The following is a 23,327-nucleotide window of genomic DNA, read 5'->3' as shown; positions in this document are numbered from 1 at the left end:
TGCTGATACATCTGTCTTCAATAAGCAGAATATTTGAAAAGATAGGAATCTACTGGAAAAACTCCGGCTTCTGCTGTTTCAAGTTTAAGCTTTTGCATATAAAATAGAGATAGCGAAGAAAACGTTTTAAGGGGGCGAACAGGTTAATGAATACAAGAAACGACAACTCCATGTTAGTAAAGCTGGAAGGTCCGCTGCCGGCGTATCCGGCGTTCAAGGAAGGAATCAGGCGGGCGCCGAACAGGGGATACGATCTCAATGTGAAAGACACGAAGATCGCGCTGAAAAATGCGCTGCGCTATATTCCCGAAGAACATCATGAGACCATGGCCAAAGAATTCTATGAAGAGCTGAAAACCCATGGCAGAATCTACGGATACAGGTACCGGCCCGAGGGACGACTCTACGGGAAACCCATTGAAGAGTACAAGGGAAACTGTGTGGAAGGCAAAGCCATTCAGGTGATGCTGGACAACAATCTGGACTTCGACGTGGCCCTTTATCCCTATGAACTGGTCACCTATGGAGAAACAGGACAGGTCTGTCAGAACTGGATGCAGTATCTGCTGATCAAGAGGTATCTGGAAGTGCTGAGGAAGGATGAGACGCTGGTCATCGAATCCGGTCATCCACTGGGCATCTTCAAGAGTCATGAACTGGCACCAAGAGTCATCATCACCAATGCCATGATGGTGGGGATGTTTGATAATCAGGAAAGCTGGCATCATGCCATGCAGATGGGCGTGGCCAACTACGGTCAGATGACCGCAGGGGGGCTCATGTACATCGGGCCCCAGGGCATCGTCCACGGCACCTTCAATACCATTCTCAATGCCGGAAGAATGAAGCTGGGACTCACGGGAGAAGAGAACCTTTCGGGTTATCTTTTCGTCTCCTCAGGCCTGGGGGGAATGAGCGGAGCGCAGCCCAAAGCGGCAGACATTGCAGGAGCTGTGTCCATCGTGGCGGAAGTGGATGAGAGCAGAATCCGCACAAGAACCGATCAGGGATGGGTAAAGGTGGTTTCAGACAGTCCAGAAGAAGCCTTCAGACTGGCTGAAGAGGCCATGAAGAAGAAGGAAGCCCTGTCCATCGCTTTCCATGGAAATATCGTAGATCTTCTGGCCTACGCCGTGGACCATGAAAAGACCATTCATCTTCTGTCGGACCAGACCAGCTGTCATGCACCCTATGATGGAGGATACTGCCCCATGGGGATCAGCTTCGAGGAGAGAACAAGGCTTCTGGAGGAAGACCGGGAGACCTTCCGAAAAATGGTGGATGAAACCCTGGTGAAGCATTTTGAGCTGATCCGAATTCTTTCTGATCGGGGAACCTATTTCTTCGATTATGGAAACTCTTTCATGAAAGCGGTCTATGATGCAGGGGTGAAGGATATTTCCAAGAACGGATACAACGAGCATGACGGTTTCATCTTCCCGTCCTACGTGGAAGACATCATGGGACCAGAGCTCTTTGATTACGGATACGGCCCCTTCAGATGGGTCTGCCTATCCGGAAAGAAGGAAGACCTGGCCATGACGGACCAGACCGCCATGGATTGTATCGACCGCCACAGAAGAGCCCAGGATATGGACAACTACAACTGGATCCGCGACGCGGAGAAGAATCAGCTGGTGGTGGGCACCCAGGCACGAATCCTCTACCAGGATGCGGAAGGAAGACTGAAGATCGCCCTGGAATTCAACAGGCTGGTGCGGGAAGGGAAGGTCGGTCCCATCATGCTGGGGCGAGACCATCATGATGTATCCGGAACAGACTCTCCTTTCAGAGAGACGGCAAACATCAAGGACGGCTCCAATATGATGGCGGATATGTCCGTGCAGTGTTTCGCTGGGAATGCGGCGCGTGGTATGAGCATGGTGGCTCTTCACAACGGCGGAGGCGTCGGTATAGGCAAATCCATCAACGGTGGATTCGGAATGGTTCTGGACGGCAGTGAGCGCGTGGACACGATCTTGAAGATGGCGATGCCATGGGATGTCATGGGTGGCGTGGCCAGAAGATCCTGGGCAAGAAATGAGCATGCCATGGAAACCAGTGTAAGGTTCAATGAAGAAGGGAAAGGACAGATCACCATTCCAAGAATAACGGAAGAAAGCATCATCGATAAAGTTTTGGAGGGAAAGTAAATGGAAAGAATTGTAGAGTGTGTACCGAATTTCAGCGAAGGAAGAAACAAGGAAGTCATTGAGAAGATCGTGGACTCCTTCAGAGGAAAAGACGGCGTGAAGCTTCTGGACTATTCCAGTGACAAGGACCACAACAGGACCGTGGTCACCCTGGTGGGGGAACCGGAGCCTGTGAAGGAGGCGGTCATCGCATCGGTGAAAGTGGCCAAAGAACACATCGACCTCAGAAAGCACGAAGGAGAACATCCTAGAATGGGCGCCTGTGACGTGATTCCATTCATTCCCATCAAAAACTTCACCATTGAGGAAGCGGTGACCCTTTCAAAGGAAGTGGCGGATGAAATCGGAAAACTGGATATTCCTGTTTTTCTCTATGAACGAAGCGCATCTGCAGCCCACAGGGAAAATCTGGCCAAGATCCGAAAAGGACAGTTTGAAGGCATGAAGGAAAAGATGCAGGAGGAGATGTGGCAGAGCGACTTCGGACCAAAGATGCCTCATGAGTCCTTCGGCGTGGTGGCTGTGGGGGCCAGAATGCCCCTGGTGGCCTTCAATGTGAACCTGAACACGTCGGATGTGTCCATTGCAGACGCCATTGCGAAGAAGGTGAGACACATCGGTGGCGGCCTTCGTTATGTCAAGGGAATGGGGGTCTTCCTGAAAGACCGTAACATCGCTCAGGTCTCCATGAATCTTACAGACTATACGAAGACGTCCATCTACAGAGCCCTTGAGATGGTCCGCTTCGAAGCGAAGCGCTACGGCGTATCTGTTGTCGGGACAGAAGTCATCGGTCTGGTTCCCCAGCAGGCGCTGATCGATTCAGCCGAGTACTATATGGGCATCGAGAACTTCTCATCGGATCAGATTCTCGAGAATAAGCTGGCTGAGTAAGGAGTATATATGAAAGATTTACTAATCAAGAACCTGGCAAGTCTGGCCACCAATCGGGGAAAAGGCCCTCGGGGCGGGCAGTCCATGGGGGAGATCCATGAAATCATACATCCATGGGTTCTTGTCAGAGACGGGAAAATTCATAGAATCGGCGGAGAAGAGCTGGAAAAGGAAGCGCTGGATGCACAGATCCTCGACGGGGAAGGGAAGACCCTTCTTCCGGGATTTGTGGATCCCCATACCCATCTGGTCTTCGGGGGAACCCGAGAAGAGGAATTCAGCATGAGACTGCGTGGCGAAAGCTACATGGCCATCATGGAAAAGGGTGGAGGAATCAAGTATACCGTGCAGAAGACCCGTGAAAAGAGCTTCGAGGAGCTGCTTGCCAGCGGAAAGAAGACCCTGCAGTCCATGGCGGAAATGGGCATCACCACGGTGGAAGCAAAGAGCGGATATGGTCTGGATAAGGAAACGGAGCTGAAACAGCTGAGAGTGGCGAAGGCGCTGCAGGAAGCGGGTCCCCTTGAAGTGGTATCCACCTTCATGGGTGCCCATGACATCCCACTGGAATACAAAGGAAGAGACCGGGCATTTCTCGATTATCTCGTGGAAGAAGTGCTTCCTGTGGTAAAAGAGGAGAATCTGGCGGAGTTCGGAGACATTTTCACGGAGAAGAACGTCTTCACTGTGGAGGACTCCAGAGCCTATCTTCTGAAAATGAGAGAAGCGGGCCTGAAGCTGAAGATCCATGCCGATGAAATCAATGATCTGGGGGGCGCTTCCCTTGCAGCAGAGCTTTCGCTCACCAGTGCGGACCATCTATTGAAGGCCAATGACGAAGGACTGAGAAAGATGAAGGAAAGCGGAGTAATCCCAGTGCTTCTTCCCCTTACAGCATTTTCGCTGAAAGAGGATTTCGCCAGAGCAAGAGAAATGATTGACATGGGACTTCCAGTTGCCATGGGGACAGACTACAACCCAGGGAGCTGCTATTCCTTCTCGGTGCCTCTGATGATTGCCCTTGGTGCGCTCTATATGGGCATGAGTCCGGAGGAGGCGCTCACGGCGGTGACCCTGAACAGTGCGGCAGCGCTGGACCGGGCAGATCGGATCGGAACCATTGAAGAGGGGAAGGATGCGGATCTTGTGCTCATCGATGCACCGTCCTACAGATTCCTCACCTATCATTTCGGAATGAATCTGGTGACAACCACCATAAAACAGGGTAAGATTATATATAACAAGAGATGAAATTTGAGGTGAAGGTCATGACTGAATATGATTTAATAGTAATCGGCGGCGGTGCCAGCGGAATTTCCGCTGCACTGAAAGCGAAGGAAGAAGGGGTGGAGAATATTCTGATCCTGGATCGGGAAGAGAGTCTGGGCGGAATTCTCAACGAACTCATCGAAGCGGGTCATGGATTCATGGAAAACGGAGTCACCGGTGTGGAAGTGGCGGAAGACTTCAAGAAAGAGGTGAAGGAGCGGGGCATCGGGTTCAAGGTGAATTCACTGGTCTTGGAAGTGAAAAGAGACAAGACGGTGAAGTATGTCTCCGGAGCAGAAGGGGTCATGGAAGTGAGCGCCCGGTCCATCATTTTCGCTACAGGTGCCCGAGAAAGGCCACGAGGAGAACTGAACATCTCTTCCAATAAATCTGCAGGGATCATGTCTGTGGGTTCTGCAAGAAAACTCATCGTCAGTGCCGGATATCTGCCTGGAAAGAAAGTCATCATCTACAGTCAGGACATCAACAGTCTGTATCTGGCGAAGATGCTGGTCATAGAAGGCGCAGAAGAAGTCACCATCATAGAGCCCAGCAGAGGCCAGAAGGATGACTACGGATATCGGGAAGACCTGATGGAATTTCCACAGATCAGAATGCTCTACAGTACAAAGATCATCCAGATCAAGGAAAACGGAAGAATCGAGGGTGTCCGGATCAAAAGCAGTGACCAGGAAGAAGAGTTTCTGCCCTGTGACAGTCTGCTTCTCTCCGTGGGGCTGGACCCTTCAAAAAGACTCTTCAAGCGATTCAGAAGAGGTATGGATGAAATGGGCATGTTCGTGGCAGGAAATGCCGATGAAGTCTCTTATGATCTAAATGTGGTCATTGAAAAAGGAGAAAATGCAGGAAAAGCTTCTGCGGCCTATCTCAGAAAGCTGCGGCTTCAGGATGGGAAGTAGGAGATACTGCAGAGCTTCGTGAAGCACTGCCCGTTCAGCGGATGAAGCATGAAATGAAAAATGGTATAGAATAAGAAAGCCCTGCGGGAAATCCTTTCAGATTTTCCGCAGGGCTTTCTTATTCTTGCACACTGATTTTCAGACTTTCTGACTGAGCCAAAGATAATGACTTCACTTCAACACTACTGCTGGTTTGGGATGAAATGACGTGAGAAAGGCTCGTCATTTCATAATGATATCTGCTATTTCAGATGAATGGGTGCCGTGGTCTCTACATTCAGCTTATCCAGTGTTCTTCGGATGAGGAAAGGATCCTCTGTGCGTAGAGGCATGTAGGTGTTTTTCACAGGATCTCCGGACCAGAGAATCGGTGTGTGGCTGAGAGAGGTGCTGATTTCTCCGAACCCGTCTTTCTTCAGCTCTACCGTAACCATGGCTCCATCGGGATCCCTGGCGGATTTGTAGTCGATGAAGAGAAAATTGCCCAGACTGTAGTAGATGGGCTTTCCTTTATAGATTTCCATTTCCTGGAGAACATGGGGATGGTTGCCATAGACCAGGTCTACACCGTTGTCGATGAGCATCCTGCCCATCTGTTTCTGCCTCCAGCCCACTTCATGGGTATTCTGCCCGCCCCAGTGCATGGCGGCAATGATATAGTCCACCTTTTCCACTTCCTTCATCATCCTGAGATCTTCCAGTATTTTTTCATCGGAGACAAAACTGGTGTTGAAACCCAGGTACCCCAGCATGCCCACCTTGAACCCGTCTTTTTCGAAGACGGAATAGGATTCCACTTCGATGTTGCCCAGTTCGATGTTGTCCGTTTTGGTGAGGTTGGTGCCGAAATACTCGATTCCATATTCATCGAGATAGGACAGGGTGTCATCAAAGCCTTCCTGCAGGTAATCCACCATGTGGTTGTTCACCACATTGACGTGGGTGATGCCGCCTTCTTTGAGCACATCCAGATAGTCGATGCGATGGGCCTTGTAGGTATAGATCTTATCCGGCTGGGTTGCTTTTCGTTCAGTAAACACATTTTCCAGGTTCGTTATGACCAGGTCCGCCGCATCGAAGTCTTTCTTCAGATGGGAGAGAAAATGACCACCGCCATATTCCACCCACTTCTCGTCAAAGGGATTCTTTCTGCCGTAACTGGTGCCAAGTCCCATGTCACCCAGTAGGATGAGACGCACTTCCTGATCGGTCTGATTCTTTTCCAGTTCTTTATAGTAGCCTTCTTCCGCGTTCTTATTGTTCATATCCAGATAGCTGAGGATATGCATCTTCGGGTCTCCGTTTTTCGGGCTGGAGATTTCCAGAAGATCTCCTCCGGAAAATGCGATGTCATATCCGGTAATACCCAAAAGGTCCTCCATGGGCATCATGAGCTGCTGATGCTCATTGAGGTAGGTTTCTCCAAGAAGCTGGATTTCAGACCGATAGAGTCTCTCATCCTCATATTCCAGAAGAGCCTTTCTGGAATGCACTGAAATGGATGTGTGGATTCGACCTTTTTCCGTGGTCTTCACCAGAAGCACCTCCTTCTGAGGCACAATCCAGGTGAATTCAAAATCCAGCAGAGATGTCATGAGCTCAAGGCTTGCGTAAGCAATATCCCATTTCCGCTGAACGAGAATGGCACTTTCCTTCTGCTGAAGCTGAAGGAGAAGAGCTTCTCCTTCATAGGGGGCGTGGACGCCTCTGCTGAGGGTCTTTTCTTTCATGGCAGGCGTATAGAAGCTCTCTTTCGCATCGATGATGAAACGGCTGTAAGCCTCATAGGGATCATCTTCAGGTGCTTCATGATCTATGGGGGTGGCATCCACATGGGCTTCCGCGACTTCCTTCTCCGCTTCGGAGAGGAAGTTCCCTGCAATAAGCATCAGAAGCGGAAAGACAAGCAGGGTCAGCCATGCAAAACTGCGACGTTTTCTCAAAGGAATCAACTCTCTCTACAACGTTTTCTTGTTTACAAAATCTTAATTATTATATCACAGTTCATGGGACAGGATTGTGAACTGGGATGCGTTTCAGAAGTTTTTAAGGTCTACCATGAAGGCGGAACATCCCCAGATCTTTCAGATGTGCAGAGCACAATAAAAAAACCTCCAGAGGAGGCTTATAGGAAGGGGAATCAGAGAAGCTTTGCGAAGCAGTTCCTGCAGATGAGAGTGCTTCCGCCATTCCCGCTGATGTAGTTTCCTTTGGTCAGGGTCTTGTCGCAGACAGAACACTTTCTGGATGCTCTTGCTTTCTTCTCTGGAACATCTGCTTCCTGGGAAACAGAATCGGATTTCCTGGATTTCATCTTTCCTTTGGTGTTGGAGGGCGGCTCATAGCTCTTCGAAGGGATGGGCTCTTCTCTTCGGATCACGGTGAATTCCATATTGAAGATGCTTTCCTTGAAAAGCTCCAGTTCGAATCTGGGGTTTTCCTTGTCATAATACTCTTCGATGACGAGCCGTGTGACCTGTGCATCATTGATGATGAGACCGGATTTCTCGATTCCGTCAAAGATGCTTTTGGTGATGTTGTTGGTGTCGGGATGTCTTTTTTCGCTTTTATAGAAAACCTTCAGCACAGCGATGAGGGATTCCGTGAAGACGATGCCCGGATTCTGCGATCTTGCCAGAAGGGCAATGGAGGTTTCATAGATGGAATACCTGTCGCTGTAGCTCCCTGTATCATGGGGCATGAAAAAGCGCCCATCCTTGCTGACCATTTTAAAGTTCGATTTACTGATGGGGGTACCAGGCACCACCACTTTTGCATAATCTGCCATAGTTAAAGGTTCTCCTTTCTCTCTGCGTCCAGCCTGCTGTCTTTCGTGAACATTCATTCTGATTTCATTATAGCATGGAACGGAAAATCCGTTCATGGAAATGTTTATGTTATTTTAAGATTTTTTGCGTATAAATTCAGTTAAGGGTATAATATATTAGTTATGGAAATGAATTGAAATTCATGGGGTTTTTGACATCGTTTGCTACTGTAAAAGGAGCTTGAAGTAAACCCGGTAGAATTCTTTCTTCCCCGACAGATCAATGAAGAAAAGGAGACAAGGAATCTTGTTTTTATGGATTCCGGTGATACGTAATGAAAGATGTATATATTCTGGCAATCGAATCAAGCTGCGATGAAACGGCCTGCAGCATTGTAAAAAACGGCAGAGAGGTGCTTTCCAATATCATATCTTCCCAGATCGAGATTCATCAGAAATTCGGAGGAGTGGTACCGGAGGTGGCATCCAGAAAACATGTGGAGAATATCACAGGGGTAGTGGAACTGACCATGAAGGAAGCGAATATAGAAAGAGAAGACATTGATGCCGTGGCGGTGACCTATGGACCAGGCCTTGTGGGTGCACTGCTGGTGGGACTTCAGTTTGCCAAAGGGTTCGCCTTCTCCCTGGGGGTTCCCCTCATCGGTGTGAACCATATCGAAGGACATATCGCGGCCAACTACATCCAGTACAAAGAGCTGGAGCCCCCCTTTGTTTCACTGGTGGTTTCCGGCGGACATACCTTCGTGGTCCATGTGAAGGACTACGATGATTTCGAAGTCATGGGGGAAACCAGAGATGATGCGGCGGGAGAAGCCTTTGATAAGGTGGCCAGAGCCATGGGGCTGGGCTATCCCGGAGGACCCAAGATCGATCAGATCGCCAAGGAGGGAAATCCTCTTGCCATAAAATTCCCCAAAGCGAATTTTCATGAAGATACCTTGGACTTCTCTTTTTCGGGGCTGAAATCCGCTGTGCTGAACTATCTCAACTCCGAAAAGCAGCGAGGCAATGAAATCAATGTGCCCGATGTATCTGCATCTTTTCAGCATGCAGTGGTTTCCGTGCTGGTGGAGAACGCCATGAAGACCATAAAAAGCAGAAATCTTGATAAGATTGCGGTGGCAGGGGGTGTGGCCTCCAATTCCAGCCTGCGAAAGGCGCTTCTTCAGAAAGGAGAAGAGGAGAATGTACGTATCCTCTTTCCAGACGCCATTCTCTGCACCGATAATGCGGCCATGATCGGAAGCGCTGCGTACTTCCAGTTCATTAAGGGTCATGTGTCAGGCAATGATCTCAATGCAAAACCCGGTCTTTCATTAGGTGGTAGATAAGTCATGAGCTTTATAGTAGAATCCAACAGCCTTGAACGGCATAAATTCAGAAAAATGATCAACAAAAAGAACATCATAAGAGCTGTGGTGCTCCTTCTAGCGGCGCTGCTTCTCACAGGCTATCTCTACGAGGAGTACCAGGCGAAGCTGTACCTGGATCAGGTCAGCGGGAACCAGATCATGGTGAATCAGGTGAACTACAACTATGAGATTCACGGCAGTGGCGATTACATCGTCATCGTGGATGGTCCTTCCGGAGAATCCCTTCTCCATAAGAACAAGCTCATGGAGAAATTCGACGGCAATGCCAGACTCTTTTTCTATGACAGGCCTGGCTATGGTGGAACGGAAGGGGAATATAAGACCCCAAGAGAGATTGCCGAAGATCTCCATTTCATGTTTCGGAGATTCGGATGGAAAATGGAGTTCATTCTGGTAGGAGAGGAGTATGGTTCTCTGGTCATGCAGGAATATCTCAATCTCTATCCGGATGAAGTCCTGGGGGCCCTTTTCATCAATCCTGTGGGTGAGATGGCCGGCAGTGAGGAAATCACGAGGTACAAGGACATCAGAACCGCTTCTTTCTTCTCCAAGGAAATCCTGGGCTTAGTGGGACTGCCAAGACTCATGCAGAATACAGGTGTTCTGGATTTCTTTGACGAAATCAGTACAGGCAGTAAAGAGGAGAAGAAGTTCCATGCGAACCTCAGGCTCACAAAGAGCATGATGAGCATCATGAAAGCGGAGCTTGGCTACATGGAATCAGCAGAAGAGCTTCCGGTGGAGAAGAACCTTCTGGGAGAAAATCCGCTCCATCTCATCACGAGCAATCGTAATATGAATCGGTTCAATCAGGAGGTCTATCTGGACTACAGCAGTGACGTGGAAACGCTCATCGTACAGGATTCTGTTTACGATGTGATGCTGGAGAGGCCACAGGATATCGTATCCAGTCTCAACGGACTCATCGATAAGATCACCAGACTGAGCTACAGAAAGAATTAGGAGGAGAAATCTTCCTGCATAAAGAAACAAGACACGCTGAAATTTTTTCAGCGTGTCTTGTTTCTTTATGGGACGTTTATTATCTATTGAGTTCATTCACCGCAGTTTGTCCTGCGATTCTTCCGAAGACAATGATGTCTGTCATGGCGTTTCCACCGATACGGTTGGCACCGTGAACGCCTCCTGTGACTTCACCTGCGGCATAGAGACCCTTGATGATTTCTCCATCCACATTGATCACATGGGTTTCTGTGTCGATCTTCAGTCCACCCATGGTGTGGTGGATGCCTGGTGTGACTTTCAGGATGTAGTAAGGTCCTTCTTCCAGTGACTGCGTAAGATGAGTTCTTCCGAATTCTTCATCGGTTCCGGATGTCACGGCATCCAGATACTTGGACATGGTTTCAGTGACCGCAGCTTCTTCAGCGCCGATGGCTTCCGCCACATCCTTCAGGGTCTCACATTCCACTGCATAGCCCTTCTTGATGTATCCGGCCAGCGCGGCATTCTCTTCTTTCATCACTTCATTGGTGACAAGATAGGCGATGCCACCGGTCTGCTTCAGAATATTCGCTGAAACCACATCTCTTGTGAGGAGCTCATCGGTGAATCTCTTTCCTTCTGTATTGAGGAGAATTGCGCCATCTCCACGAAGGCCTTCTGTAAACATATAGCCGGATTCAGGGTCTGTGGTGGGATGAATCTGAATATGTTCGATGTCATCCAGTGCGGCGTTTACAGCCTGACCAAGCTCGATACCGTCTCCTGTTGCGCCTGCATGGTTGGTGGTGGAGAAACCGACCAGGTCAGGTCTGAAGCTTTCCACCATATCGCTGTTGGCTCCGAATCCACCTGCAGCGATGATGACAGCATCAGCCTTGATGAGAAAGGTGCTTCCGTCGATGGTTGCAGCTTCAACGCCTGTAGCCTGACCTTCTTCTTCCAGGATCTTTGTTACTGTGGTTTCCATGAGAATCTCCACACCCAGTTCCTTCAGTCTGTTCTGAAGCACTTCGACTACGACAGGCCCTACAGCGGAACCGTCTGCTGGAGTATGGATTCTGGGGTTCGTAGCGCCACCGGACAGGGACACTCTTGTCAGTCCCGCACCCAGTTCATTGAGCCAGTCTACAGCACTGGCGGAGTTTTCCACCATGACGCGAAGCAGTTCAGGATCGTTCTCTTCTTTACCGCCTTTGAAGGTATCGTCATAATAGGTGTCTGTGCTATCTTCAATGCCTTCGGTTTCCTGGATACTGGTTTCTGAGGCATTGATTCCACCAGTGGCTCTGTTGGTGTTTCCACCAACGATGGGCATCTTCTCTACGATGATGACGGATTTGCCGGCGCTGGCAGCTTCCACGGCTGCGCTCATACCTGCTCCACCGGCACCGATGATGACGATGTCCGCTTCTTTATCGGATACTTCTGTTTTCTCTTTCTCCACCTTGATCTGCTTCAAAGCTTCGATATCAGCGCCGGCTTCTTTCAGGGCTGCGGTTACTGCAGCAATGACGGCGTTGGAGGATACGGTGGCACCGGTGACGGCATCCACACCCAGTCCCTGACTGGCCAGAATGTCATCAATGATTCCATCGATGGCAGGCTCTGCAATGGCAGGGGTTTCTTCCGCTGCGTCCACTTCTATCTTTTCAATCTCATTTTCTGTTACGGTGACCGTTACTTTTACGGGACCGTTATGACCGGTCTCTTCCGCTGTGTAGGTTCCTGGTGTGAAGATTCCTTCTGCTGAAGGGTTCTCCGGGGTTTCTTCTTTGGCTCCGCATCCGAAAGCGCCCAGCGCCATGACGGAAATGAGGGCCAGTGCGAATAATTTCTGCATTTTCTTCATTTGTATGTTTCCTCCCTTTTGTTTTGACCATGAAAGTATATCACCCTCACATTGTTAATTCAATAACAAAAAGTGTATTTTCATTGTATGAAAAAAGGCATCCTTTACATTTTACGGAAAGGCAATCTGAGGAAGAGCAGGAGAATACTTTATGATTTTTTTCAGCTGTTTTTATTCTTTCCTTGATAGAATGAAAAAAATGACACCGGATAGTTTAAGGCAGAAGAAAGTCGAATGGGAGAAATAATTTGTATAAAATTATTCTTCATGACACTTTTCTGTAACATTGAAATTGTATGATAATACCATCAAGAAAGACAAAGGAGGAAATCATCATGAGTTATAAAGATCCATACGGACAAGATCCGGATAGAGAAGAAAATAAAGACCAGAATGAGAACATGAATTATGAGAAGGAAGATACACAGGACTACAGAAATGTACCGGAGTATGCCAGAGAGGTGAGTGAACCGACCAAAGATATGCGCGATCCCAGAAATGAGGATGCCTATGTCTATAGGGGAGCCTCTCACTATGAAGGCGGACAAAATGGAGCCGGTTCAGGGAAGAGGAAGAAAAGATTTTCAGGTCTGTCCATGATTGCAGTGGCACTGATTTTCACTCTGCTGGGCACTTCACTGGGTATCTACAGTGCATACAATGTGTTGCCGGGAACCAGCTTCTTTGAAAACTCGAAGCTGGGTGAAATCATTCAGGAAAGTGCAGATGGTGAAAATCCGGTTCAGATTTCAACACCCCAGCTGAGAGAGGATGGACTCAGCGTGCCGGAAATCGTCAGCATGGTCCAGCCGGCTGTGGTGACCGTATCCGTGAAGGTGCCGGGAGGAGCGACCTGGTTCAATCCTCAGGGAGGATACAGTGAAAGCATCGGAACCGGATTCATTCTCAGTGAAGACGGCCTCATCGCCACGAACTACCATGTGGTGGATGGAGCAGAAGAGATCGTCGTGATTCTCTACACCGGTGAAGAGGTATCCGCAAAGGTCGTCAATTACGATGCCAGCAACGATCTGGCCGTGATTCAGATGGATGAGGATGTGAAAGTGCCAGGCATCGTCACCCTTGGCGATTCCGACAGCGTAGTGGTGGGTGAATCCGTCATCGCCATAGGAAATCCCCTGTCCAAGGAATTTGCAGGGTCCGTCACATCAGGCATCATTTCGGCGACGCAAAGAACAATCGCCATCGGAAACAGGGAATACAATTATTTCCAGACTGACGCTGCCATCAATGGAGGAAACTCCGGTGGACCGCTGATCAATGCGAAAGGAGAAGTCATCGGCATCAATTCAGCAAAAATCAACAGTCAGGAAGTGGAAGGCATAGGCTTCGCCATTCCGATCAACACCCTGACCAATGATCTGGATGCCCTCTCCAGAGCCCAGCTTCTTGTGGGCATCGCAGGCAGAGAAATCAATGAAGCCACAGCGGAGCAGAACGATCTGCCAGTGGGTGTTCTGGTTGTGGAAGTGCAGGATAACACTCCAGCCTATCTCGCTTCCATGATGGTGGGCGATGTCATCACAGAATTCGACGGCCAGAAAGTGACCTCTGTGCAGGACATCAATGCTATCAAGAATACCAAGAGCAAAGGTGATGTGGTCACCGTGAAGGTCTACCGTGAAGGAGAATATCTGGATCTGAAACTGACTCTGGTGGAGAGACCATAGCCGCAAAACAGTTTCCCCTTTAAATAATTGATACCCTATGGCAAAGAAGAGAACCGGAGAAAATCCGGTTCTTTTCTTATAGAGAAGCAGTTCTTTTCCTTTTATGATTGACAGAAACTACTCTGCATTTTACTATTATGTTAGACGATATATCGACATGCATAATAGATATGTGTGAAAAGAGGTTTTCTATGAGTACTACACCAATGACCGAAGCTACTTTTTATATACTGTTGTCCCTTATTGATCCCAGTCATGGCTATGGCATGATGCAAAGTATCAAGGAGCTTTCCCGGGGGAGACTGCTCATTGGTCCGGGAACGCTCTACGGCGTCCTTACACGAATGCACAAAGAAGGGCTCATCGAACTGGTGGATGAAGAAGGCAGGAAAAAAACCTATCATATCACGGCAATGGGGATTGAAGCGCTGAAAGAAGAATATCAGCGTCTGAAGAATCAGGTGATCGACGGAAAAATATTGGAGGATGTCACATGAAGAAGAAATACTATTTTCATCCCAGTTCATTTTCCCTATCTGAAATTGAAGAATTCTATGAGGAAAAAGCACGGAATGGGCTGTTTCTGGAAAAGAGAGGTGATTATCTCAGCAGATTCTTTGTGGATGAGCCAAAGGAGCTTCTTTATCGTGTAGAAGTAGTGGATTACAAGAAAGAAGAGAATAGAAAAATCTCCGAGTTTCAGGTGGCGGTCTATGAGGATGCTGGATGGAACTATGTCTGCGGGAAGAAGTACATCCATGTTTTTTCTGCGGATAAGGAAGCGGATGTACCGGAGCTCTATTATGAACCACTAGAGCAGATTGAAACTATAAAGATTCTGAGAAAAAGCGATATAAAGGCTATTTTCACATCACTGATTTTTTGGCTGTTTATATTTTTCATGAATTTTGCGAGTTCCCATGCAAAGAGCGTGTCAGAGTTTATACGGATGATACGCAATAATTTTTATATTATGCTTACAGATACTCCAGTCCTTTTTCTCGTTCTTTACCTTATACTGTTCATTGGAATAGGTGAACTCATTTTAGGAATCTACAGCAGCCAGTATTATATTTCAAAGCTCAGAAAGGGGACTCCTCTTCGAGAAATCAGACCTTTCGGAAAGAAACTGAAGCTTTGGTTTAAGCGTATTATGGCCTTTTCTGTATCAGCGGTTCTTCTTATGGGACTCCTCGAGGTTGCAAGCATACAGAAAGAGAAGGACCCCAGTGCCATGGACGGACCCTATATGACTTTAGAGGACTTCGGCATTGAGAAGGCGGATGGCAGTGAAAAACCATACTACATGGTGGATTCCTACAAGCGCAGAAAGACCATCTGGGGGGAAGTCGTAAAGGTCGTGGAGTACAGTAATGCTGCCTACAGCAGCACTTCCTTCTATCAGGATGTATATGAGGTGAGAAATGCGAAGCTTCGAAAAAATCTTGCGGAAGCCTTCAGCGAAAACGGTTATTTCAGTCTGAATATGGACGATCCGGAGAAGATCACAGTATCTGGAATGGATGAGGTTTACGTTGTCAATGAGCGTGAGATGGTGGTTGTAAAAGATGATTTTGTGATTCGTATGCTGTATCATCTGGATGAGGATATTACTCGGGAAGAGATTCTTTCAACGCTGTCAGAAATCTTAAACAGTAGAAGGGTATCTCTGGAAAAATAAGGATAAAACCGAGGAGAGATTCAGTGGCATCTGAACTTCTTCTCGGTTTAATCATGGGGTTATTTATTTCCTTCTGAATGTCGCATAATTACTGTCATTGCAGTAGATCATTTCAAGTCCGATGATCTCAGCAATCTTCTCCAAGGTCTTTCTTCTGTAGAAGGCAATATGGGAGCGGTCACGCATGTAGTGCCAGGACCGGAAGTGCTTTACATCATTCTGGTGGAACTGCGTCATGATGGCCAGAAGGCCGTTCTCGTTCAAGGCTTCTTTCATAATCTGAAATTGTACCAGAGGATCTTCCAGATGTTCGATGACTTCCGTACAGGTGATCAGATCATAGGACTTTCCCTCATAGATTTTTTCAGGTGCGTAGAAGAGATCATAGATATCCATGTCGTAGCCGTAGTCTCTTTCAAGGATCATGGACAGAACTGGCGAAGGACCACTGCCGAAGTCCAGCCCTTTTTTTCCTGAGTGGGAGAAAGGGAAGACAGCCTCCTCGAGAAACCTTTTGAAATAGGCCAAATAGGTGGGGTCTTCAATGGAATTTTCATGACTTTCATAGATTTTCAGTTCATCTTCCTCCGACAGGAGTGCTTCGGGATCCTTGAAGATGAACGCGCAATGATCACATACAAAGTAGTCCACATGAAAAATATCATGATGGAAGCTCCAGGTCTCATTATTGCAGATGCTGCATGTTCTTTTCATAATGACCTCCAGAAATGCTGCTGTTTGGACTTCTGATTATACCATAATCTCCTTACTAAATGGAAAAGGCAAAGCACAGGGGTGAGTGCTTTGCCTTTTCAAAGGGGTGTTCTATTTTATATTTGCAGCTGCCTTAGTAGAGACGACTAGAATCTTTCGAACAGTATGGAATTTTCCAGGAAGATGTGCCTGAAGAGGTCACTCTCCAGTTCCTGGAGATTATGATAGGTGGCACTGAATGTGGTGCATGCCCAGGATGGAAGGGTATAGTCATTGGTGACCTTCCTGAGTTCAGCCAGCAGATTCCCCGCAGCATCATGCTCATCTTCCGTGACTTCAATCTCTTTCTTCGCTTCATCAAAACGTCCGTCCATGATCAGCGGGAAGAGGTCCACTTCTTCTTTGATGAGGTGCTCATGGAGCTCCACGCGCAGCTTTCCATAAAGGCTATTGATGGCCAGAAGGAGCGGTTTGTCGTGTCTGTAGTGAGCCTTTACGATGGCAGCCACATACTGGTCCAGCTCCTTCAGCACACTTCTTGTGTAGGTGTGATGGGTGGAGCGGATATATCCTATGAGCTCTTCATTGTCCATCTGATTATAGAAGTTCACCTTCTCACCGTTTCCGTCCAGAGACTCCTTGTATTCCTTCAAATCATTCATAAATCGTTTCTCATCGACTCCTTTTTCCTTGAGTACTTCTCCCAGATTTCTGTGGCCGTTGCAGCAGAAATCGATCTTTTCATTCTGAAAGAAGCTTGCCATGCGGATGTCTTCCTTCACCAGGGTATTGATGCTATGTTCAAGCAGGTTCATGGGTATTCCTCCTAAAATCTGATGGCGTCTGCAAATACAGAGGCTGCAAGTTTGATTTCCTTTGTGCTGTTTTCAGGATTGAACCTTACTCTCAGCGGGAATTCGACATTGGACATTCCAGTGGATTTGATGACGTCGGAGGATCTCAGTGCCTTCATGCCTGCACCGGTGAGGTAATCCTGAACCACTTCCACCGCTTCTCCGGACCAGCCGTAGGAGCCGAAGGCAGCTGCGGGTTTTCCTTCCACTTCCAGTTCCTTGAGTTCCTTTAAGATCGCTTCCAAATTGCCTGGGATATCGGCATATTTGGTGGATGTACCGAAGAGCACGCCATCGGCATATTGGATCTTCGTCAGAACCTCTTCCAGTTCCGCCTTCTCCGTGTTGGTGCTTTCCACCTCGAAGCCATGTTCCAGAAGCTCGTTTTCCAGCATTCTGGCCATCTTCTTGGTGTTTCCGCTCATGGTGTTGAAGAGAATCAGTGCCTTCACGTTCTCCTTGGACTCCAGTGCGTTCTCTTCATAGATGCCGATGTACTTCTCCACATTCTGATCCAGGATGTAGCCATGGGAAGGGGCGATCATTTCGATGTCCAGCTTCTTCACCACATCGATCATGGGCAGCACATATCTTCTGTGTGGATCCATGATGAGCTTGTAGTAGACTTTGAAATCCTCCAGGATGGAATCGGCGTCTTCCAGCTCGGATACGCTGAGGGCATCATTATCCGCCACGTGGGTGGAGAAGATGTCGCAGGGGAAGAGGATCTTCTCTTCCTTGAGATAGGTCACCATGGTTTCCTCCGTATGCAGGAAGGGTGTTTCATGGAAGACCAGGGTCTTTTCACCGAGGCTGATTTCATCTCCTGTTCGTACCACCAGGAATCGTTCCTTGTCGATCTTGTACATCTCCATGAGCTCATAGACAGCGTAGGCGGTGCAGACGATCCTAGCGTTCTTCGCCTTTCTTGCCAGTGCACCCAGTGCACCGGAGTGGTCTGGTTCTGTATGGTTCACGATGATGTAGTCCAGAGCCAGAAGATCCATCTCGCTGCCTAAGCTGTCCACAAACTCTTTTCCGTAGAGCATGTCCACGGTGTCGATGAGGGCTGTCTTCTCATCTTTGATGAGGTAGGCGTTGTAGCTGGTTCCTTTTTCCAGAATCAGTCTGTGGAAGGGAACCTTTCTGTCATCCACTTTACCGGCCCAGTATACTTTATCTGCAATTTCTCTCATTTATGTTTTCCTCCTGTGTGATCAAAAGTGTTGTATGCTATGACCTAAGAATACTCCTCTGGAGGAGAGAAAGATTTGACCCAGGTCAAATTTGTCCGATCTTTTCCGGAATTCTCCATTTGCAGATGGACGAAGCATATAGTAAAATAATTATAAATATACTGTTTTAGAATATATTGATGTATATCACTTCTGCTGAAAAGGAGACGTTATGAGGAAAAATGCGATTCGGATGATACTGCCGGTACTTCTGACAGGACTAGTTATTCTCTATCTGCTGTCGCTTCTAAGCGCACCGATGAAGGAGAGCATTCTCTACAGTGAAGTTCAGAGATTCTATCTGCTGAGGACCGCAGAGCTCTTTCTGCTGATTCTATTCGGAATGCTCATTGAATTCAGGAAGGTGATGGCTGTTCTCAGAAAAGGAGTGGCGTTTCAGCCGATTCTTCTGGCTTTCGCCATTGTGCTTCTGATTCTTCTTCTCCTGCCTGTGCGTCTGAGTCTATCCGTTGCGGAAAGCACTTCCTTCTTCTCCCTTCTGAACCTGGAAGGCATCCGCAGTATTCTGGGCATCCTGACGGGCATTCTGCTGGTGAGATCCGTATCAGATCCTGCAGCGGAATGGGAGACCATTCTCGCGGATGATGCTCTGATGCGAAAGCATGCAAAATAAAAAGACAGATGATGCAGAATGCTCACTGGGAAAGACAGGCAGATCGGAAAACGAAATATGGATGACAAGAAAAAAATCCTGCAGCTCCACGGGGGAGTGCAGGGTTTTTTCTTGTCTTATTCCAGGTTCAGTTTCTTCTGCAGATGATACTTCGTCAGGAAGTAGAAAAGAATATTCTTCAGGATGAGATATCCCAGCAAAATGGTGAAGAACAGCTGGATGGTGGAGAATACTGTGATAAAGTCATTAGACTCAGCCCTTTGGACCAGGTCATGAAACCACTGACTGTCTCCAAAGAGGAAAGTGAATCCTGCGGCGGCCAGGGTTTCCACCATATTGATCACGATGGAGAACAGGATGAAGATGAGTGTTCCACCCAGAATGCGGCTTTTGCTGATGCTGTAGGCCTGAGCGATACCTAGGGAGGCATAGACCTGAAGCAGGAACTGGATGATACTCATGAGAATCACAAGGACGAAAACCACCAAGAAGTAGGGATCCAGCTGAAGATTCGAAAGCTCTTCAAGGATTTCTCTGAGGTTAAACTCTTTCCAGGTGATGATTCCCATGGAAAGGAAGAAGACCAGAGCGCTTGAAAGAATCCAGATCATCGAAGTGAGGAGCTTGGAGAGGATGATGCTTTGGGATTTCACCGGAAGGGTGAACATAAGGTATCCTTCGTCTCCAAGCAGGTTGCTGTCGAATCTCTTGACCACCATGATCAGCGTCATGACGCCCAGTCCCATGAAACTGAGTCCAAGGGCCATTGGGAGAATGACACTGAGGATATTCCTGTAGGTGTCATTCACTCCTCGGATACCGATGAGCATGGAAAATACTATGATTGCGCCGTATATGGGAAGAAAATAGCGTGCTGTGGCGCGCAGCTCGTATTTCATCAGTTTGCTTAGCATTTGAACACCTCCCTGAACAGTTCATCTACGGATTTTCCGGTTTTCTCCCGGATGGAATCCACGCTGTCATAATCGTATACACTGCCGCTTTGCAGCAGAATCACTTCATCAAAGACCTTTTCGATGTCACTGATCAGATGCGTGGAGATGATCATGGTGGCATCTTCCTGATAGTTGCTTAAGATGGTCTCCAGAATGAAGTCTCTGGCTGCCGGGTCCACACCGCCGATGGGTTCATCCAGAAGATAGACTTTGGCTTTTCTGGACATGACCAGAATCAGCTGCACCTTCTCCTTGTTTCCCTTGGATAAGGTCTTCAGCGCATGATGCTCATCAAGACCAAGGACCTTCAGCATGTCTTTTGCTTTGGCAAGATCGAAGTCCTCGTAGAAATCATGGAAGAAATTAAGGATGTCTCGGATCTTCATCCAGTCGTTGAGATAGGTTCTTTCCGGCAGATAGGATATGATCTTCTTGGACTCGATGGAGGGCGCTTTCCCTTCGATGAGGACCTGTCCCTTGGTGGGTTCAAGAAGACCGTTGATCAGCTTGAACAGTGTGGACTTTCCACTGCCGTTGGGGCCGAGAAGTCCGATGATCTTTCCGGGTGCGATGGACAGGGACAGATTGTCCACGGCCTTCGTTTTACCGAAGGTCTTACTTAGATTCTGAAATTCTATGATGGACTGGGTCATTTTGTTGCCTCCTTGTACTGTGATCGGATGAGCGTCGTGAGTTCCTCTTCGGAAAGTCCTAAAGACTGAAGCTCCGCAAGAAATGGCTGCAGTCTTTCTTTGAGATAGGCTTCCCGAAGGGATGCGATGAGATTCTGGTCGCTGGTTATGAACCTGCCGGTGGTGCGCTCCGTTTCCAGAAGCCCTTCCGCCTCCAGCTCAGACAGCGCCTTCTGCATGGTGTTGGGATTGACGCCTGCTTCCTTGGCCAGGTCTCTGACCGAGGCCAGCCTTTCGCCTGGGATGAGTTCTTTTCGGATGATTCTTCTTTTCATCTCCTGGATGATCTGAAGATAGATGGGGATGCTGTTGTCAAAATTCCATGGCACAGAAAGTCCTCCTTTTTTGTATTATTGTACTAAGTGATTAATACAATAATACATACCTGAGAAGAAGATGTCAAGGAAAAACGAAATTTTTTCTGTGAGGAAAACTGAAAAGAAAAGACGCCTCCTTGCGGTGGCGTCTATAGGATAGAACAGGTTATATGTTTCTGTGATACTCTTTGCGGTCAGGACTCTTCACTTTCAAGGAGCAGCATCTCCCATTCCTCATAGAGGGCTTCCAGCGTCTTCTCGTGTGCTGCGATTCTCTCGGAAATCTCCATGGACTTTCTGATGTCGGAAAAGACCTCTTCCGTGGTGAGGGAGGTGGTGAGATCCGTTTTTTCCTCTTCCAGTCTTCCGATGCGTTCCTCCAGGTCCTTGAAGTATTTCTTTCTGGCACGCTCGTCTTTTTCTCTGCCTTTTTTCTTTTTCTTCTCCTCCTGCGCCCGGGTCTTGTTTCTTTCAGGCGCTTCTTCCAGGCCCTGGAAGCGGTTGGGATTGTTTTTCTTTTCGATGTAGTAGGTGTAGTTCCCCAGATACTTTTCGATGCCGTCTTCCTTCAGCTCAAAGATGTTCTTCACCACTTTATTGAGGAAGTAACGGTCATGGGAGATGACGAAGATGGTACCGTCATAGTCCAGGAGCGCATCCTCCAGAGCCTCTCTGGACGGAATATCCAGATGGTTTGTGGGTTCGTCGAGAATAAGGAAATTGGATTTCTTCAGCATGAGCTTCAGTAGATTCACCCGGCAGCGTTCTCCTCCAGAGAGGTTCTCGATGGACTTGAACACATCGTCTCCCCGGAAAAGAAAGCTCCCCAGATAGGTTCTGGTTTCCGTTTCCGTGAGATAGGGGAAGTCATCGTGAATCTCGGAAAAGACGTTCTTCTCCATATGGAGGTCGCTCTGCTCCTGGTCATAATAGCCCAGGGTCACGTTCCTGCCCAGGGTGATGTCTCCTTTGTCCGGTCTGATGCGGTTTAGAATCATCTTGAAGAGGGTGGTCTTTCCGCGACCGTTTTCTCCGATGAGGGCGATCCGCTCTCCTTTACGGATATGGAAGGAGAGACCCGAGAAGAGTTTCGTCTCATCAAAGGATTTCTCCAGGTTTTCCACAATGAGGACATCGGTCCCGCTTTCCACTTCGTTGTCGAAGGCGATCTTATAGGGACTGTGCGCTTTTGGCGGCGCATCCAGTCTTTCGATCTTATCCAGCATCTTCTGGCGGGATTCCGCCGCTTTGATGCTTTTCTCTCTGTTGAAGGAACGATACTTCTCGATGATCTTCTCCTGACGTTTGATTTCCTCCTGCTGATGCCTGTAGGCCTTCAGCTTGATTTCATAATCCTTCTCCTTCAGCTCCAGAAATCTGGAGTAGGGGGCATTGTAGGTGTAGATTTCACCGTTGATCATTTCAAAAGTATGGTCGGTGATGGAATCCAGGAAGTAACGGTCATGGGAAATGATGAGCAGGGTTCCCTTATAGGCTTTCAGATATTCCTCCAGCCATTCGATGGCCGCAAGGTCCAGATGGTTTGTGGGTTCATCCAGAAGGATGATATCCGGGCTCGACAAAAGAAGCTTGGCCAGGGCCACTCTCGTTTTCTGGCCGCCGGAAAGAATCTCCACTTTCTTTTGGAATTCTTCTTCCTCAAAGCCGAGACCTCTCAGCACCTTATGGACTTCACCGCGATAGGTATGACCGCCATGAAGATCATATCTCTCCTGGAGTCTCACATAGTCAGTGATGGCGGCTTCATGCTCTGCATGATGGTTTTCATCATAAGGCTTCTTCATTTCCTCTTCCAGAAGCAGCATCTTCTCTTCCATATCCATCAGAGGAGAGAAAACGGAAAGGGCTTCTTCGTGGATGGTCTTGTCTAATTCCAGATTGATGTTCTGAGAAAGATAGCCCAGGGTCTTGGATTTGTCGATGAAGACTTCTCCCTCATATTCCCGGATCTCTTTTGTGAGGATCTTGAACAGGCTGGACTTGCCGGCTCCGTTGGCGCCGATGAGTGCCACCTTGTCTCCCTCGTTTATACTCAGACTGATGGATTTTAGAATCACATCAATGCCATAGCTTAATTTCACGTTGTTGGTTGATAATGCAATCATTCTTCATTCACCTCTTGTCAACAATCCTATTATACGGGATAGGAAGAATTGATGTAAAGGAATGTTTGAGACAAGAGGTCTATGGGCCTTGTTCACCGTAGAAAGCAGAGAAACCGTGCAAAGATGAAGGACATTGCAGATGAGCTGATATGTATTCATAAAACAATTAGATAATTATCTAATTATTTTATTGACTTCAATAATTTAGAAGA

20 protein-coding genes are annotated in these 23,327 nt (G+C 47.9%); 10 read left to right on the top strand and 10 right to left on the bottom strand.

Features of this window, described 5'->3' with window-relative positions:
- Positions 1–146 precede the first annotated feature (146 nt).
- From J3A84_RS04355 to J3A84_RS04340, 4 genes are read left to right on the top strand one after another with little or no spacing between them, the layout of a single operon-like run.
- Complete coding sequence (locus tag J3A84_RS04355; RefSeq protein ID WP_242693964.1) at positions 147–2,153, top strand: urocanate hydratase; 2,007 nt, start codon at positions 147–149, stop codon at positions 2,151–2,153.
- Complete coding sequence (ftcD, locus tag J3A84_RS04350) at positions 2,154–3,047, top strand: glutamate formimidoyltransferase (RefSeq protein WP_207598789.1); 894 nt, start codon at positions 2,154–2,156, stop codon at positions 3,045–3,047. It abuts the gene before it with no gap.
- A gap of 9 nt (positions 3,048–3,056) precedes the next feature.
- Positions 3,057–4,298: an imidazolonepropionase gene (gene hutI, locus J3A84_RS04345; RefSeq protein ID WP_207598788.1), complete on the top strand. Its 1,242-nt coding sequence runs from the start codon at positions 3,057–3,059 to the stop codon at positions 4,296–4,298.
- A 17-nt stretch (positions 4,299–4,315) separates the two neighbouring features.
- The gene (locus J3A84_RS04340; protein ID WP_207598787.1) at positions 4,316–5,236 is read left to right on the top strand and encodes an NAD(P)/FAD-dependent oxidoreductase; all 921 of its coding nucleotides are present in this window, start codon (positions 4,316–4,318) and stop codon (positions 5,234–5,236) included.
- A 242-nt stretch (positions 5,237–5,478) separates the two neighbouring features.
- Here J3A84_RS04340 and J3A84_RS04335 read toward each other — a convergent pair whose 3' ends face one another.
- On the bottom strand, positions 5,479–7,179 hold the full coding sequence (locus J3A84_RS04335; RefSeq protein ID WP_207598786.1) for a CapA family protein: 1,701 nt from the start codon (positions 7,177–7,179) through the stop codon (positions 5,479–5,481).
- Positions 7,180–7,376: 197 nt separating this feature from the next.
- Entirely contained in the window at positions 7,377–8,024 is a 648-nt protein-coding gene (locus J3A84_RS04330) for a RusA family crossover junction endodeoxyribonuclease (protein ID WP_207598785.1), read from the bottom strand.
- A gap of 314 nt (positions 8,025–8,338) precedes the next feature.
- On the opposite strand from J3A84_RS04330, the gene tsaD reads away from it, so the two are divergent.
- The gene (gene tsaD / locus J3A84_RS04325; protein WP_207598784.1) at positions 8,339–9,358 is read left to right on the top strand and encodes a tRNA (adenosine(37)-N6)-threonylcarbamoyltransferase complex transferase subunit TsaD; all 1,020 of its coding nucleotides are present in this window, start codon (positions 8,339–8,341) and stop codon (positions 9,356–9,358) included.
- Between the two features lie 3 nt (positions 9,359–9,361).
- Entirely contained in the window at positions 9,362–10,363 is a 1,002-nt protein-coding gene (locus J3A84_RS04320) for an alpha/beta fold hydrolase (RefSeq protein ID WP_207598783.1), read from the top strand.
- A 79-nt stretch (positions 10,364–10,442) separates the two neighbouring features.
- On the opposite strand, the gene J3A84_RS04315 is transcribed toward J3A84_RS04320, so the two are convergent.
- Complete coding sequence (locus tag J3A84_RS04315; protein ID WP_207598782.1) at positions 10,443–12,215, bottom strand: flavocytochrome c; 1,773 nt, start codon at positions 12,213–12,215, stop codon at positions 10,443–10,445.
- Between the two features lie 335 nt (positions 12,216–12,550).
- Between J3A84_RS04315 and J3A84_RS04310 the strand changes: the two genes are divergently transcribed.
- From J3A84_RS04310 to J3A84_RS04300, 3 genes are all read left to right on the top strand, one after another.
- On the top strand, positions 12,551–13,906 hold the full coding sequence (locus tag J3A84_RS04310) for a S1C family serine protease (RefSeq protein WP_207598781.1): 1,356 nt from the start codon (positions 12,551–12,553) through the stop codon (positions 13,904–13,906).
- A 191-nt stretch (positions 13,907–14,097) separates the two neighbouring features.
- Positions 14,098–14,403, top strand: coding sequence for a PadR family transcriptional regulator (locus J3A84_RS04305; RefSeq protein ID WP_207598780.1), 306 nt, complete (start codon positions 14,098–14,100; stop codon positions 14,401–14,403).
- On the top strand, positions 14,400–15,587 hold the full coding sequence (locus J3A84_RS04300) for a DUF2812 domain-containing protein (RefSeq protein WP_207598779.1): 1,188 nt from the start codon (positions 14,400–14,402) through the stop codon (positions 15,585–15,587). The genes J3A84_RS04305 and J3A84_RS04300 overlap by 4 nt, the downstream gene beginning before the upstream one ends.
- A gap of 63 nt (positions 15,588–15,650) precedes the next feature.
- Here J3A84_RS04300 and J3A84_RS04295 read toward each other — a convergent pair whose 3' ends face one another.
- The 3 genes from J3A84_RS04295 to J3A84_RS04285 form a co-directional block, all read right to left on the bottom strand.
- Positions 15,651–16,301: a class I SAM-dependent methyltransferase gene (locus J3A84_RS04295; RefSeq protein WP_207598778.1), complete on the bottom strand. Its 651-nt coding sequence runs from the start codon at positions 16,299–16,301 to the stop codon at positions 15,651–15,653.
- A 146-nt stretch (positions 16,302–16,447) separates the two neighbouring features.
- Positions 16,448–17,116, bottom strand: a complete 669-nt coding sequence (ric, locus tag J3A84_RS04290) for an iron-sulfur cluster repair di-iron protein (RefSeq protein ID WP_207598777.1) — start codon at positions 17,114–17,116, stop codon at positions 16,448–16,450.
- Positions 17,117–17,127: 11 nt separating this feature from the next.
- The gene (locus tag J3A84_RS04285; RefSeq protein ID WP_207598776.1) at positions 17,128–18,351 is read right to left on the bottom strand and encodes an FprA family A-type flavoprotein; all 1,224 of its coding nucleotides are present in this window, start codon (positions 18,349–18,351) and stop codon (positions 17,128–17,130) included.
- A 211-nt stretch (positions 18,352–18,562) separates the two neighbouring features.
- On the opposite strand from J3A84_RS04285, the gene J3A84_RS04280 reads away from it, so the two are divergent.
- Positions 18,563–19,024 (top strand): hypothetical protein, encoded by a 462-nt coding sequence (locus tag J3A84_RS04280; RefSeq protein ID WP_207598775.1) that lies wholly within the window; start codon positions 18,563–18,565, stop codon positions 19,022–19,024.
- A gap of 116 nt (positions 19,025–19,140) precedes the next feature.
- Here J3A84_RS04280 and J3A84_RS04275 read toward each other — a convergent pair whose 3' ends face one another.
- The 4 genes from J3A84_RS04275 to J3A84_RS04260 form a co-directional block, all read right to left on the bottom strand.
- Positions 19,141–19,938 (bottom strand): hypothetical protein, encoded by a 798-nt coding sequence (locus J3A84_RS04275; RefSeq protein WP_207598774.1) that lies wholly within the window; start codon positions 19,936–19,938, stop codon positions 19,141–19,143.
- Positions 19,932–20,633, bottom strand: coding sequence for an ABC transporter ATP-binding protein (locus J3A84_RS04270; protein WP_207598773.1), 702 nt, complete (start codon positions 20,631–20,633; stop codon positions 19,932–19,934). Before J3A84_RS04270 ends, J3A84_RS04275 begins: the two co-directional genes overlap by 7 nt.
- On the bottom strand, positions 20,630–21,001 hold the full coding sequence (locus tag J3A84_RS04265; RefSeq protein WP_207598772.1) for a GntR family transcriptional regulator: 372 nt from the start codon (positions 20,999–21,001) through the stop codon (positions 20,630–20,632). Before J3A84_RS04265 ends, J3A84_RS04270 begins: the two co-directional genes overlap by 4 nt.
- A gap of 182 nt (positions 21,002–21,183) precedes the next feature.
- Positions 21,184–23,115 (bottom strand): ABC-F family ATP-binding cassette domain-containing protein, encoded by a 1,932-nt coding sequence (locus J3A84_RS04260; protein ID WP_207598771.1) that lies wholly within the window; start codon positions 23,113–23,115, stop codon positions 21,184–21,186.
- Positions 23,116–23,327: the final 212 nt, after the last annotated feature.

Origin of the sequence: Proteiniclasticum aestuarii (genome assembly GCF_017368455.1) — a bacterium.
GTDB lineage: Bacteria > Bacillota > Clostridia > Clostridiales > Clostridiaceae > Proteiniclasticum > Proteiniclasticum aestuarii.
This window is presented reverse-complemented; position numbering and strand designations above follow the sequence as displayed.